Annotated in this window: 12 protein-coding genes; 11 read left to right on the top strand and 1 reads right to left on the bottom strand. The window is 38.9% G+C overall.

What is annotated here, in order from left to right; all coding sequences use genetic code 11:
* Positions 1 to 116: 116 nt before the first annotated feature.
* The 4 genes from JNUCC25_RS14580 (at position 117) to odhB (ending at position 6,852) form a co-directional block, all read left to right on the top strand.
* On the top strand, positions 117 to 1,661 hold the full coding sequence (locus JNUCC25_RS14580) for an MDR family MFS transporter (RefSeq protein WP_057244592.1): 1,545 nt from the start codon (positions 117 to 119) through the stop codon (positions 1,659 to 1,661).
* Between the two features lie 66 nt (positions 1,662 to 1,727).
* Positions 1,728 to 2,315: a PadR family transcriptional regulator gene (locus tag JNUCC25_RS14575; RefSeq protein ID WP_013057595.1), complete on the top strand. Its 588-nt coding sequence runs from the start codon at positions 1,728 to 1,730 to the stop codon at positions 2,313 to 2,315.
* 363 nt (positions 2,316 to 2,678) lie between these two features.
* On the top strand, positions 2,679 to 5,540 hold the full coding sequence (gene sucA / locus JNUCC25_RS14570) for a 2-oxoglutarate dehydrogenase E1 component (RefSeq protein WP_029322500.1): 2,862 nt from the start codon (positions 2,679 to 2,681) through the stop codon (positions 5,538 to 5,540).
* A 16-nt stretch (positions 5,541 to 5,556) separates the two neighbouring features.
* The gene (gene odhB, locus JNUCC25_RS14565) at positions 5,557 to 6,852 is read left to right on the top strand and encodes a 2-oxoglutarate dehydrogenase complex dihydrolipoyllysine-residue succinyltransferase (RefSeq protein WP_029322499.1); all 1,296 of its coding nucleotides are present in this window, start codon (positions 5,557 to 5,559) and stop codon (positions 6,850 to 6,852) included.
* Between the two features lie 42 nt (positions 6,853 to 6,894).
* On the opposite strand, the gene JNUCC25_RS14560 is transcribed toward odhB, so the two are convergent.
* Positions 6,895 to 7,503, bottom strand: coding sequence for a TetR/AcrR family transcriptional regulator (locus JNUCC25_RS14560; RefSeq protein ID WP_013057592.1), 609 nt, complete (start codon positions 7,501 to 7,503; stop codon positions 6,895 to 6,897).
* A 203-nt stretch (positions 7,504 to 7,706) separates the two neighbouring features.
* On the opposite strand from JNUCC25_RS14560, the gene JNUCC25_RS14555 reads away from it, so the two are divergent.
* The 7 genes from JNUCC25_RS14555 to JNUCC25_RS14525 all read left to right on the top strand — a co-directional run bounded on the left by JNUCC25_RS14555 (position 7,707) and on the right by JNUCC25_RS14525 (position 15,035).
* Complete coding sequence (locus JNUCC25_RS14555; protein ID WP_454222038.1) at positions 7,707 to 8,882, top strand: ABC transporter permease; 1,176 nt, start codon at positions 7,707 to 7,709, stop codon at positions 8,880 to 8,882.
* 35 nt (positions 8,883 to 8,917) lie between these two features.
* A complete protein-coding gene (locus tag JNUCC25_RS14550; protein WP_029322490.1) occupies positions 8,918 to 10,432 on the top strand; it encodes an FAD-dependent monooxygenase in 1,515 nt (504 codons plus the stop codon).
* A gap of 131 nt (positions 10,433 to 10,563) precedes the next feature.
* The gene (locus JNUCC25_RS14545) at positions 10,564 to 11,256 is read left to right on the top strand and encodes a response regulator transcription factor (protein WP_454223284.1); all 693 of its coding nucleotides are present in this window, start codon (positions 10,564 to 10,566) and stop codon (positions 11,254 to 11,256) included.
* A complete protein-coding gene (locus JNUCC25_RS14540) occupies positions 11,253 to 12,722 on the top strand; it encodes a sensor histidine kinase (RefSeq protein WP_078081929.1) in 1,470 nt (489 codons plus the stop codon). Before JNUCC25_RS14545 ends, JNUCC25_RS14540 begins: the two co-directional genes overlap by 4 nt.
* A gap of 25 nt (positions 12,723 to 12,747) precedes the next feature.
* Positions 12,748 to 13,815 (top strand): TolB family protein, encoded by a 1,068-nt coding sequence (locus JNUCC25_RS14535; RefSeq protein WP_454222035.1) that lies wholly within the window; start codon positions 12,748 to 12,750, stop codon positions 13,813 to 13,815.
* Between the two features lie 109 nt (positions 13,816 to 13,924).
* Positions 13,925 to 14,161 carry a hypothetical protein gene (locus tag JNUCC25_RS14530; protein WP_064471808.1) on the top strand — a complete coding sequence of 79 codons (237 nt, stop codon included), beginning with the start codon at positions 13,925 to 13,927 and terminating at the stop codon, positions 14,159 to 14,161.
* Positions 14,162 to 14,273: 112 nt separating this feature from the next.
* Positions 14,274 to 15,035 (top strand): M15 family metallopeptidase, encoded by a 762-nt coding sequence (locus tag JNUCC25_RS14525; RefSeq protein ID WP_029322479.1) that lies wholly within the window; start codon positions 14,274 to 14,276, stop codon positions 15,033 to 15,035.
* Positions 15,036 to 15,083 lie beyond the last annotated feature (48 nt).

The raw sequence follows: 15,083 nt of genomic DNA, 5'->3' as shown, positions 1-15,083 counted from the left end.
TGTTTATTTCTAAAAAAAGCACATTTAAGATTGTAAAATACTCAAATTTGAATATAATAATTTAAGTAGCTATCATTTCTGTTCATCAAAAAGATGACGCGAAAGGAGGAACTGAAATGGTTTCATCGGAAAAAAATATTCGTTTTATCGTAGCAGGATTACTGCTCGGTATTTTTATGTCAGCCATGGATAATACCATCGTAGCGACGGCTATGGGGAAAATCATTTCTGATCTAGGTGGGTTAGATAAGTTTGTTTGGGTTACGTCCGCCTATATGGTTGCCGTGATGGCAGGTATGCCGATATTTGGTAAACTGTCTGATATGTACGGCCGTAAACGGTTTTTTATTTTTGGATTGACGGTATTTTTACTTGGATCTGCATTGTGTGGCCTAGCGCAAAGCATTGTGCAGCTAAGTATTTACCGAGCGATTCAAGGAATTGGAGGAGGAGCGCTTCTTCCGATTGCTTTTACCATTGTATTTGATATTTTCCCTCCCGAAAAACGCGGGAAAATGACGGGATTATTAGGTGCCGTTTTTGGCTCAGCAAGTGTATTTGGTCCGCTTCTTGGTGCATACATTACGGAATACATCAGCTGGCACTGGGTGTTTTACGTGAACGTGCCGATTGGACTTTTATCGTTATTTTTTATTGTGCGCTTTTATAAAGAATCAACAAGTCATAAAAAACAAAAAATTGACTGGGCTGGTGCAGCCACTCTTGTAATTTCAGTAGTTAGTTTAATGTTTGCTCTTGAACTTGGAGGGAAAGAGTACGATTGGTCTTCTCCGCAAATTTTATCTCTTTTTGCTATCTTTGCTGTGGCGCTATCACTCTTCTTTTTTGTGGAAAAACGCGCGCAAGAGCCGATTATTTCATTTTGGATGTTCAAACGCCGTTTATTTGCAACATCACAAATTCTCGCTTTCTTATACGGAGCAACGTTTATTATTTTAACGGTATTTATTCCTATTTTCGTTCAAGCTGTGTATGGAGGTTCTGCTACAAATGCAGGTTTAATTTTAACTCCTATGATGTTAGGCTCGGTAGCAGGAAGTGCTATCGGCGGGATTTTTCTCACAAAAACAAGCTTTCGAAACTTAATGATTATGTCCGTTTTTTCATTTGCAGTAGGAATGTTTTTATTAGGAACAATGGAACCTGATACACCTCGTTGGATGCTAACGGTATTCATGATTTTGACTGGGTTTGGCGTCGGATTTAGCTTTTCTCTTTTACCAACTTCGTCAACGCATAAGCTGGATCCACAGTTTAGAGGTTCTGCCAACTCAACGAACTCATTTGCGCGTTCTTTAGGCATGACGCTGGGAGTTACGATTTTTGGAACGATTCAAAGCAATACATTTACAAATGAGCTGCAGCGCAATTTTCAAGGTATGGGAAATGGATCACAAGGAGCATTTTCTCAAATAGGAGATCCGAGTGCAGTTTTTCAATCAAGTGCCCGAAACAGCATTCCGCCTCAAATATTAGATAAGATTGTTGATGCTATGTCTACATCGATCACGTATGCATTTATGCTTGCTCTTATTCCAATTGCAGTAGCTATCATTACTGTCTTTTTAATGGGAAATGAACGAGTGGAAGTTCCTCCTAAAAAGCGGGTAGAAGCTAAGGAACCTGCAGCTCAAAAATAGAAAAAGCACGAAGATGTTCGTGCTTTTTTTACTAAATAAGATGCATGTCAAGAGGTGAAAGGTGTTATGAGTGTTAAATTAGTCATATTGGGTTTATTAATGGAAGGAAATAAGCACCCTTATGAGATTCAGCAAACCATTAATGAAAGACAAATGAAGCACTATATTAAACTTGCAAGCGGCTCTTTATATTATGCTTTTGATACGCTTGAAAAAAATCAGCTGGTGAAAGTAGTCGATGTGATTCGAGAGACAAACAGACCTGAAAAGACCGTTTATTCTATCACGGATGCAGGAAGAGAAGAATTTGAGCGCCTTTATTTTGAACAGCTATTAAAAAAAGAGCATATGCATAGACCAGTTTATGCTGCGCTTTCATTTACTTCTTACGTAGATCAAGAAAAAGTGGCTTCTGCTTTAGAAAAAAAGATTGAGGAAACGGCAGCTTATTTAGAAAAAATGCAAAATTTGTACCAAGTTAAAAAGGTGGATCATTCCATTGCAAATCTGTCGATCATTATGCGCACGATTATGCATTTGAAAGTAGAACTAACTTGGTTCACTCATTTACTCGAAGCGGCGAAAAGCAACAAGCTTACAGAAGTAGATGATGGTTATTTTGAAGACGTTGAAAAAATCGTAGATGAGTTTTAAAAAAAGAAGCAAAACGCTGCTTCTTTTTTTAATGGTCATAAAATACATTTCAAGCAATTTAATTTTGCCAAAAGCTAGGTCAATAACAATTAATTAACACCTGATTCGACCTTTAATCAGCTTTACTTATAAAACGCTTTCAAAAAGTAGTAAGACTATTAAAAAAGTAAAAAAAATTAAAGAAATATAGCGATTTCATTTTGATTGACGAGTAAAAGAGTGGTAAAATATAAGCAGATATCAGATACACACGCAGTGAGATTTATCACTCGTTGTAAAGATGTCAGACGATAAGGTAATCGACATTCAAAATGGAAAGATTGTTGAGTACGACAATTATTATAACTCGTTGGGGGTTTTATCATGGGTAACGAAACGTCGAATAGAGGGGAGCCTTGGCAAGGATTTTTGGGTCCGAACTATGGCTATGTATTAGAACAGTATGAGTTATATGAAGAGCAGTCAGATCTAGTAGATCCAGAGTTAAAAGAATTATTTGATTATTGGGGTGCTCCTCCATTAAACGAAAGTGAGCAAGTTCAGCAAGCTGAATACGCACAGGCTGCACCTTCAGCTAACACATCTAAAATTGCATCGGCTATTAAGCTAGCGGAAAACATCCGTGCTTATGGTCATCTATACGCATCAATTAAGCCTCTTGAAAGCGAGAAGAAAGATCCTGTCTTGCTTCATTTGGAAGATTACAATTTAACGCAAGAAGATTTAAAATCAATTCCGGTTGACATTTTATGTACAAATGCGCCATCACACGTCAAAAATGGTTTAGACGCAATTAACTATTTAACAGATGTCTACACAAAAACCATTGCGTTTGAATTCCATCACGTACATAATATGGAAGAGAATAAGTGGCTGACTGATATGGTCGAGTCAGGTGCTATTTTCCAACCTCTTTCAAATGAGAAAAGAACTTCTATATTAAAGCGTTTAACAGAAGTAGAAGGCTTTGAACAATTTTTACACCGTACATTTGTCGGACAAAAACGCTTTTCTATTGAAGGCGTAGATATGTTAATTCCACTTGTAGATGAACTGATTGCACGCTCAGTGGAAACAAGCCCAAAAACGGTTAATATCGGTATGGCTCATCGTGGACGCTTAAATGTATTGGCACACGTATTAGGCAAGCCGTATGAAATGATTTTTGCAGAATTCCAGCATGCACCTAACAAGGAATTAGTTCCTTCAGAAGGTTCAATCGGTATCAACTACGGCTGGACGGGAGACGTAAAATATCACCTGGGTGCCGACAAACAAATTAAAGCAGAGAACACAGTTCGAGCTCGTTTGACATTGGCTAGCAACCCGAGTCACTTGGAGTTTGTTAATCCGGTTGTGGAAGGGTTTACAAGAGCGGCTCAAGATGAGCGTGATGTGAATGGATACCCAAAACAAGATGTAAAAAAATCGTTCGCGATTTTAATTCACGGAGATGCTGCGTTCCCTGGTGAAGGTATTGTACAAGAAACGCTGAACTTAAATCAATTGACTGGTTATCAAACAGGTGGAACAATCCACATTATTGCTAACAACATGATTGGATTTACAACAGAAAGCGTCGATTCTCGTTCAACGAAATATGCAAGTGACTTAGCAAAAGGGTTTGAAATTCCAATTGTTCACGTAAATGCGGATGATCCGGAAGCCTGTTTAGCTGCTGCTTACTTTGCTTATGAGTATCGCAGACGCTTTAACAAAGATTTCTTGATTGATTTAATTGGATACCGTCGATTTGGCCACAATGAAATGGATGAACCGTCTGTAACGCAGCCGAAGATGTATGAAATTGTGACAAAACGTCCAACCGTTCGTGCTATGTATGCAAAGCAGCTTGAAGAACAAAACGTGATTCAAAGCGGCCAAGCAGATCAAATTAATGAAGAGTTACAAGCGAAGTTAAAAGCAGCTTATGAGAAAGTACCGCCAAAAGCTGAAAAGCAACATAGAATCATGGAAATGCCACAAGCAGTCTTCAAAGGAATTTCAGATATTGATACATCTGTTACAAAAGAAGAGCTGTTTGAAGTAAATCAAGAGCTAGTGAAATACCCTGAAGGATTTAACGTATTTCCAAAACTTGATCGCATCTTATCTAAACGTGCCAAAGCGTTTGAAGAAAATGAAAGCGTAGATTGGTCATTGGGTGAAGCATTTGCATTTGCTACGATTTTAAGAGACGGCACGCCAATTCGTATTACAGGCCAGGACTCTGAACGTGGTACGTTTGCACATAGACATCTTGTTCTTCATGATCATAAGACAGGGGATGTTTACTCACCACTACACGCAATGAAGAACGTAAGCGCTTCCTTTGATATTCGTAACAGTCCATTATCTGAAGGATCCGTGCTTGGATTTGAATACGGCTATAATGTATTTGCTCCTGAAACGCTCGTTCTTTGGGAAGCACAGTTCGGTGATTTTGCCAATGCAGGCCAAGTTATTATTGACCAGTTTATTGCAGCAGGCCGTGCTAAGTGGGGACAAAAATCTGGAATGGTTTTATTGCTGCCACACGGCCATGAAGGTCAAGGGCCAGAACACTCAAGCGCTCGTCTAGAACGTTATTTACAGCTAGCTGGAGAAAACAACTGGACAATCGCAAACGTAACAAGCGCTGCACAATATTTCCACTTACTTCGACGACAAGCTGCCATTTTACAGCGCGAAGAAGTAAGACCGCTAGTAGTTATGACACCAAAAAGTTTGCTTCGTAATGCTTTTAGTGTGTCAAACCTTGAAGAGTTTACAAAAGGCTCTTTCCGCTTAGTAGTAGAACAGCCTGGATTAGGCAAAAAAGAAGATGCAGTTGAACGAATCGTTCTGTGCAGCGGAAAAATCAGCAGTGAATTAACGGAACGCTTAAACAAAGCAGAAGATGATAAAGATTGGCTACACGTCCTTCGTCTAGAACAAATTTATCCGTTCCCAAGACGCGTAATTGCTGAAATCTTTGCTCGCTATAAAAATTTAAAAGAGATTGTCTGGTTACAAGAAGAGCCGGAAAACATGGGCGCATGGAACTATGTAGAAGATCGACTGCGTGAAGTAGCACCAGAAGGAGCTACGGTTGACTACATCGGCCGCACAAGACGCTCAAGTCCAGCTGAAGGAGATCCAACAGTTCACAGACAAGAACAAGAACGTATTTTACAAGATGCATTAACTAAAAATGAAATTGCTAACGACGTTGTTACACGATAAGGAAGGGGAATGAACCATGGGAGAGATTAAAGTACCGGAATTAGCAGAATCAATTTCTGAAGGAACAGTTGCACAGTGGCTAAAACAAGTAGGAGATTTCGTTGAAAAAGGCGATTATATCGTTGAACTTGAAACAGATAAAGTTAACGTTGAAATTACAGCTGAAGACTCTGGTGTATTAACGGAACTTCTTGCTGGCGAAGGCGACACAGTGCAAGTTGGTGAAACAATTGCACGTCTTGAAGCGAAAGAAGGAGCTTCAGCACCAGCAGCACCAAAAGCTGAAGAAAAACCAGCAGAGGAAGCACCAAAGCAAGAAGCGGCTCCAGCTCAGCAAAAAACTGTTGAAGAAGTAGCGCCAGCAGCTGAAGCGCCTCAGCAAGGAAATCAAAAACAATGGCTAATTGCTTCTCCTGCAGCTCGTAAAGCAGCAAGAGAACGCGGGATTAAGCTAGATCAAGTGCCAACTACTGATCCTCTTGGCCGTGTGCGCAAACATGATATTGATTCGTATGCAGACCAAAAATCAAATGAGCAAAAGCAGCAGGCACAAGCAAGTAAGCCAGCTAACCCGGTATCTCCGTCTCCAGCGGCAAGTGAAAATAGCGACAAACCTGTTGAACGCGAACGTATGTCACGTCGTCGTCAAACAATTGCCAAACGTCTTGTTGAAGTTCAGCAAACAGCGGCTATGCTAACAACGTTTAACGAAGTAGACATGACTGCTGTTATGGCTCTTCGCAAACGACGCAAAGACAAATTCTTTGAACAGCACGACGTAAGACTTGGCTTTATGTCATTCTTTACAAAAGCAGTAGTAGCAGCACTTAAAAAGTATCCATTATTAAATGCTGAAATTCAAGGAAACGAGTTATTAATTAAAAAATTCTATGATATCGGTATTGCTGTGTCAGCTCCAGACGGTCTTGTTGTTCCAGTTGTACGTGATGCTGACCGCAAAACATTCGCTGGTATCGAAGGATCTATCGTTGATTTAGCGAAAAAAGCGCGCGACAACAAATTATCATTAAAAGATTTACAAGGTGGAACGTTCACAATTACAAACGGCGGCGTATTCGGTTCATTAATGTCTACACCAATTTTAAACGGACCTCAAGTTGGTATTTTAGGAATGCACAAAGTTCAGCTTCGTCCGGTAGCAATTGATGAAGAGCGTATCGAAAATCGTCCGATGATGTACATTGCACTTTCTTACGATCACCGTATCGTTGACGGCAAAGAAGCCGTAAGCTTCCTAGCTACTGTTAAAGAACTATTAGAAGATCCAGAATCTTTATTACTAGAAGGTTAATAAAAAGAACCTGCTATTTTCTTAGAGAATAGCAGGTTCTTTTTATGTTCGTTTAATGCCTGCAATATAAGCAGGACCTAGAAAAGTCATGCTAGCGAGTGTCAGGGCCATTTCTCGCGGTGACTGCTTCATATCTTGTTCTAACCAGTGCTGAATGACTCCAAGATGCGCTGACGTTACGTAAGACATTAAATATTCAAGTGGAACAAGCGGAGATATTTTATTATCAATGAGCTTTAATTTTTCTAGCATATTGGTTTTCATGACTTCTTTAATTTTAAGATAAAATCCAGGATTCCCTTTTGGACCAAGCATAACCTGCATAAAACGCGCATTTTCTTGAATATACTCAAAAAGTGCGATGATAAACGGTAAAGGCTGTTCTTGCAAATTAGCAGACACAATCTCATTGGGATTTGCTTTCTTGATAAATTCTTGTATCTCTTGAATAACTTCATTTTCGCTTTTTTCAAGTAAATCGTATTTGTCTTGGTAGTGTAAATAAAAGGTTCCACGATTAATATCCGCTTTTTTTGTCAGATCTCTGACCGTTACTCCTTCAAACCCTTTCTCTTCCATCAATTCTGTTAAAGCATCTCGAATGAATCTTTTCGTTCGAATAATTCGGCGATCTGTTTTTGAATTACCCACAGTTTTTAAACACCTACTTTTTTTCTTTAATAATGAACAGTTATATGCTTTGTGTTAAGTAAGCAACATTCTTACGATTATTGCATATTGAGAATGCAGGTGAATTTATTATAATTTACATAGTGATCACTAATCAACAGCATGTACATTATTTTTTTCTTTCGTCAAAGTCCATATCTTTAAAATGAAAAGGGGACGTTTATATGAAATTAGTTCACCAAAAATGTATATACTTTTCACCAATTACAGTGGTAGCAGTTATTTTCATTTTTATCCTAACGTTAATTCCTTCAGTAAACCAAGCACCTAAGAATTTGCCAATCGCATTCGTAAATGCCGACGAAGGAATGACAGTTCCAGCAAAGGGTAAGGTAAATATAGGAGATCAAATAAAACAAAATATGAAGAGTTCAAGCACTGAACAGTCTTCGGTTAAATGGATTTTTGTATCAACTACTAAAGAAGTTGAAAAAGGATTAAATAATCAAAAATACTATGGGGCGCTTATCATTCCAAAAGATTTTACCAAAAAACAGGCGACTCTTCAGACGGCTCAGCCGAATGCACCCGCTATTAGATTATTAGTGAATCAAGGAATGAATACAGCTGCTTCAACAATAGCAAGTCAGGTGCTAAACGGAGCAGTTGATAAGATGAATGAAAATATGCGCTTGCAGATAGTAAAAAGATTTGAACAAAACGGAACGCAACTAAGTGCAAACCAAGCATTAGCACTCGCTGCACCGATTCAAAAAACAGTTATAAACGTAAACGAAACAGGGACTCATAGTGTCAACGGAAATGCCCCCGTTTCATTATTTCAGCCGCTGTGGATGGCGAGTATAGCAGGGGCAGCAGTTGTATTTCTCACTATCAAAAAAATCACGTTTTCTTCTCGTAAAGAGAAAATCGTTAACCAAGTAGGGTTCGTAATCATCGGGGGTATACTTGCTTTAGCTGCAGGTTTCGGGCTAGCGTGGCTGGCTGAAATGGTTGGAATTACTGTTCCTTCATTTTTAGATACAGCACTATTCTTAGCTATTGCTTACTTCAGTTTTTTCACTCTGATATCAGCCGTACTTTCATGGCTAGGACTAAAGGGACTTCCGATTTTCGTTATTATTCTATTTTTTGGCGCACCTTTGCTTTCAATGGCCCCAGAGATTATGCCTGATTTTTATAGAGAGTGGATTGATCCATGGCTACCAATGAGGTTTATGGTAGATGGCGTACGAGAACTATTTTTCTTTGGAGAACATCTGACATGGAATCATTCTGTATCTGCTCTAGCTCTTATCTCTTTAATAAGTTTATGTGCTGTGTTTGCTTCTGCTTTACCTGCATCTTCTGTAAAAAAAGAGAAGTCTCACTCAATATAAAAGATACTGTAACTGAATGAAAAGGAGAGATGATGATGAATCCACAAATCCTAATCGTTGGTGCCGGCCCTACTGGCCTCGTTATGGCCTACAATTTAGCCAGACATAACATTCCTTTTCGAATTATTGATAGAAGCGACGGGCCTGGGCAAGCCTCCCGGGCAATGGCTATTTTACCGCGAACCCTTGAATTTTATCAGCAGTTCGGTTTTGTAGATGAAGTCATAGACCACGGGATTAAGATGGAAGATGTATACGTCCGAGTAAAGAATAAAATAAAAGCAAAAGTTCATCTAGGATCTTTAGGAGAAGGATTAAGTCCTTTTCCTTTTGTTCTTACATTTCCACAGGACGACCACGAGCGGTTTCTACTTGAAAAATTAAAAAACCTTGGGATTGAAGTAGAATGGAAGACGGAGTTACTATCTCTAGCTGAACACGGAGAAGGGGTAAAAACTTTATTAAAAGCCCAGCAAGAGGAAACCGCTTATTTTAAGTATATTTGTGGATGTGACGGAGCACACAGTACAGTTCGGAAACAAATGAAGATAGAATTTAAAGGAGAAAAATATAAACAGCATTTTTATGTGATGGATGTTGAAGGCTCTGGTGAAATGATGAAGAATCAAAAAATCAGTATTTCATTTAGCAATGAAGAATTTTTGATTTGTATGCCTGTTAGAAGTAAAGGAACGTATCGAATGATCGGCATTATTCCTTCAGCTTTTGGGGATCAAAACGATGTAAAAGCTGAAAACATTCACGCTTTTCTTCAACAAACATTTGGTGCTCAGGTTGAGGGTATAAATTGGTTCTCGACATATCATATCCATCACAGAGTAGCAAGCCGTTTCCGACAGGGGCGTACTTTTCTAAGTGGAGATGCAGCCCATATTCATAGTCCTGCAGGCGGACAAGGAATGAACACAGGAATTGGAGATGCAATCAACCTTTCATGGAAATTAGCAGCTGTCCTTCAACACAAAGCGGCACTTTCCATATTAGATACATACGAAGAAGAAAGGCTGCCTTTTGCAGAGCTGCTTGTAAATACAACTGATCGCGCTTTTAAGCGAATGGTGGCACGAGATAAAACGAGTCAATTTTTTAGAAAGCATATCTTTCCGCCTGTACTATCCTTTTTATTTCGTTTCCCTTATTCCCGTCACAAAGCATTTACGATTTTATCTCAAATCCGCATTAAGTATCGAAATAGTAACCTAAGCAGCGGGCAAGGGACAAAGGTGCAAAGTGGTGATCGGTTACCTTATGTAGAAGGGAATTTTGAATATTTACAGTCATTAAACTGGCAAATACATGTCTATGGAACAGCAGCAGAGAAGCTAAAAAAGAGCATGCAAGAAAGAGGCTTCTCCTTGCACGAGTTTTCTTGGAACCCTTACTTGAAGAAAGCAGGGCTTCAAAAAGATGCTCTATACGTTATTAGACCGGACGGATACATTGGTTTTATTAGCAGCGAGCAGCGTATAGATCTGCTTCATCAATATTTGAATACGCATAAAATCCTTCCTTTTACAAATGAATATTAGATCTAAAAAAACGCCATCTTATATGGTGTTTTTATTTTTGTTTACAATTTCGAAACAACTTGGAGATGTTTTTGGGAAAGCTGTTTGATAAGATAGACGAATAGAAATATCAAATGAAAGTACGTGATACATTGAATAAAAGGATTTTAGTAGTTGATGATGAAAAAAGTATTGCTACAGCCATATCCTATGCTTTCAAGCGCGAAGGATATATTGTAGACACAGCATCTGACGGTGAAGAAGCGCTTGAAAAAGTAACAAGCTTTCAACCTGACGTGATGATATTAGATGTGATGATGCCGAAATTAACCGGCTATGAAGTATGCCGAAAACTTGAGAATCGAAGAGGAATGGGGATTATCTTGTTAACGGTTAAAAATGACATCGTCGATAAAGTTCTAGGTTTAGAGTTAGGCGCAGATGATTATATGACCAAGCCGTTTGATGTAAGAGAACTTGTAGCTAGAGCTAAAGCACTTGTTCGGCGAATGGAAAAAAATGAAGCTCCTGAAGCTGTGGGAGAAATCACGGTAGGAAAAGTGAAGGTGAACTTAATTCAGCGCACGTTACATGTTGCCAATGATTTAGTAAAGCTTACACCAAAGGAGTTTGATCTTATTGCTTTATTACTTGCTAATTTAGAGAGAGTGTACACACGAGAAGATTTACTAGATCTTGTCTGGGGAATGGATTATGCAGGCGGTACACGTACGGTAGACATTCACATGCAGCGCCTTCGAAAAAAAGTAGGAGAAGCAGAACCTTATTTGCTTCAAACGGTATATGGCGTTGGATATAAAGCGACAGCAGGGATCAATGAATGAAAATCAGCCTAAAAGCTAAAATGGGACTCGTTCTTGCTTTTTTAATTATTTTAACAGTAACCGTACTGAGCGTACTTGTGTTAAAAGGAATTGAGACAAATCAGCGTGATCAGCTAGAAAGTGAACTTATTCAAAAAAGCAAAGCAGCCGAGCAAACGATTCGTCAAAGTTATGTAACCGGTGACACGTCTCTGAATACAGATTCTTTTCTTCAGCAAAAAGGACAGCGTCTTGCCTCTTCGATTGCATCACAAAGCGGAATGCAAACAGTCCTATATAATCAAAAAGGACAGGAAGCAGGAAGCTCTATTCCCATCGGCCAAAAAGATGTGGATGTTTCTGACACGCTTAGCTATGCTTTGAAAGGAAAAATAGCTTATCAAATCTCGGGTTCTTCCCTTATTTACTTTGCACCTGTGTCAATCGATAATCAATTTATTGGAGCCATTCGTTTTGACCATTCCCTAAAAAATAATCAGCAGTTTATAGCTGACATTAGACACCTATTTCGTACTTGGGGAACGATTGCAGCAGCAGCAGCTTTTTTAATTGGCTATGCTTATTTTTACCGTATTGCTTCGCTTATTGCTAGCCTTCAAAAAACTTCACAGCAGATTCGAAAAGGTCGTTATTTAACCGACCTGCCGTTCAAACGGCGCGATGAACTCGGGGAGCTCAGTCAAGGCTTGTTTTTTATGAGTACGTCGATTGAAAAAAATATCGATCAAATGAATGAAGAAAAAAGAAAGCTTGAGTTCGCTATTTCGAAACTGCAGTCTCTTGAACAGCAGCAAAAGCAGTTTATCGGTAACATCAGCCACGAATTTAAGACGCCTTTAACATCGATCAAAGCTTATGTTGACTTACTTGATATGTATCCAGATGATCCTCAGCTTATGGAAGACGGCGTGCAAAATATTCGTAAAGAAACGAATCGCCTTCATGAAATGGTAGATAAAATCTTAAAACTTTCAGCGCTTGAGAAATATGATTTCGAGCAGCGGCCAGAGCAAGTTGAATTGAAGCGGCTTCTAGAAGACATATGCGATCGTATGAAAGGAAAAGCAGCTAAATTTGATTTGACTCTTCATACAAATATAAAACAAGCAGTTGTTTGGGCTGATCGTGAAAGCTTAATACACATTTTTATCAATTTAATTGACAATGCTATTAAATATAATGAACCAGGCGGAAAAGTGGAAGTAACGTCTTATACTTTAGAGAATTCTATTATTGTAGATGTAGCTAACACCGGGATAGGGATTCCACCCGAAGCAGAAGAAAAATTATTTCAACCATTTTTCACCGTAAATAAAGATCGGTCGCGTTTATCCGGAGGTACAGGCCTTGGCTTAGCATTAGCCAAAGATTTAACTGAAAAGCAAAAAGGCGTTATCAAGCTGCATCATTCTGATTCTAAATGGACGATTTTCAAAGTGTCGTTTCCTTTGAAAACAGAGAAATGAGTTAGCTAAAAGGAGTGAACCGTTATTGAAACGGTATAGATTAATGATATGTATAGCAAGCACTTTTCTTATTTTAACATCATGCGGACAAGAAGAAAGCCATAGAGAAACCGTTGAAAAACCCGACAAGAAAATTACTGTATTGGACCAAGTAGATAAAGATGGAAAAGTAGAAGTGAAAGACGTTCAGGATATTAACGGCGTAAGGGCGTTTCAATTTTTAAACGAAAACACAATGATTGTTAGTAAAGAAAATAAACAATTTCGTTCGCACGATTTCGGTCCCAAAGAGGTATATGCACAGAATCTAGCCACTTATAATCTAAAAAACAAGTCTACTTTTGTGTTGCATCCAAGCAATGAAATTCAACATGCGGCAAAGCTTTCTCCGAATGGTGAATATCTTTTTTATAAAGTAGCAAAAGGTGAAGATACATTTGGTTATATAATGAACCTTCAAACAAAAAAAACGGTTAAAATAAAGAATGTTCTTCTCTATCCATCAAGCGGAGAGTGGCTTAATAATTCAGAAGTAATGTTTATTACAATGGAAGGAAAGCTTTCTAAAGCAAATGTAAAAGGAGAAGTAGAACCTCTGTTGCACAGAGACGATCGAATCTTAGATGCAGTTAAAGGAATAGGTGGCATTTATTATATTGGTGTAAACAACCAGCTTTTTTTTCTTCATAACGAACAGACGGACCCTGAAAAAATCCGAGATAATGTGGTTTCTATTATCCCGTCTCCAAACGGAAAACAATTAGCGCTCGTTCAGCAAAAAGATGCCCAAACGAGAACGCTGTCTATCACAGATTTAAAAGGATCAGAGGCCTTTCAGCTTGCTCTGTCCACTCAAATTTTTGGTGTAAGCTGGTCTCCCGACGGCTCGAAATTAGCTTATAACTTTATTTCTGAAAAAGAGGGAGATAAAGGGATATTCATAGCAGATGGATTAACAGGAGATGTTACACACCTAAACGTAAATTTAGACTATGCCGCTGATCAGCTTGATTGGAGTCAATCAGGAAATAAACTAGTTGCATCGAGCTTTACGCAAAATCAAGTTCATACGTATATTATCTTTTTAAAATGAGGCTGAGACAAAAGTAGTTTCATTAAAGTGAAACACGAACTATCTATCAAAAATGGATAAATAGTTCGTGTTTTTTTATAATCATGGTGAACGCAGGTGTTTCTAGCTGTTGGTTGGAGGGCAAGGCGAAGACTCCTGCGGGAACAGCGGAACAGATGAGACCCCGCAGGAGCGAAAGCGACGAGGAGGCTCATCGGCCGCCCGCGGAAAGCGAAGCCTTGCACGGAAAGCAACAGCGTTCGAGCAAGCAGTCCAGATCGTGTATCCAGATTGTTCGTCTGTGGGTTGGGTTCATTTCGTTATGTCTCAGCCTCATTTCTATTTTTTACACCTTAAATTTTTTTAAGAGTGTTTACAAGTTTGAAACAACTGAATAACAGACAGAAACATTTATATTTTATCCTTTCTTTATAGGCTTTTGTAGCGCATCAAAAGCCGTTTGAAAGGAGTAAGACATCATGAAATACTTTTTATTTATTTGTTCTTTAGCTTTTACGCTGATGATAGCAGGGTGCGGAACAAGCAATTCTTCATCAAAGCCTGCCAGAGAATTCACAAAAAATGGACAGGCTCAAAAACTAGAAAGCTCATCAGCTTCTTCATCTTTAACGAAATCTAATGTAGACGAAACAGTGGTAATAGCCAATCCAGAATCGGTTACGGCTTTAGTTAATAAAAAGCATCAGCTTCCTGAATCCTATCAGCCTTCTGATTTAGTCTATGCCGACGTTCCGTTTATCTTCAACGAAAAAATAGAAAAACGAATGCTTAGAAAGCCTGCGGCACAAGCGCTTGAAGAACTTTTCCGAGATGCTGAAAAAGAGGGAATCAGCTTACTTGGTGTATCTGGTTATCGATCTCACGAGCGTCAAAAAGAGCTTTTTGCATTTTATGCAAAGCGAGACGGTGAAGAACAAGCACGCACCTATAGCGCCTACCCTGGAACAAGTGAACATGAAACGGGACTAGCAATCGATGTCACGGGAGGAAGTGGAATGTGTGCTGCAGCAGACTGCTTCGCTGATACACCAGAAGCTCATTGGCTTTCAAAAAATGCCTATCAATACGGATTCATTATTCGATACCCTGAAGGTGACGAGCAGGTTACCGGCTATAAATACGAACCATGGCACCTTAGATATGTAGGGAAAAAAGCAGCCGCATCCATTTTTAATCAATATGCAACGTTAGAAACCTATGCAAATAAGAAAAAAGTTTAATCAAAAGTTCTATAACTGGAGAACGAAGAAAAGAAAAATCAAAAGTCA

It is taken from the genome of Priestia sp. JNUCC 25, assembly GCF_053667915.1.
The sequence above is the reverse complement of the archived record's forward strand: the minus strand, read 5'-3'. Positions and strand labels throughout refer to the sequence as shown.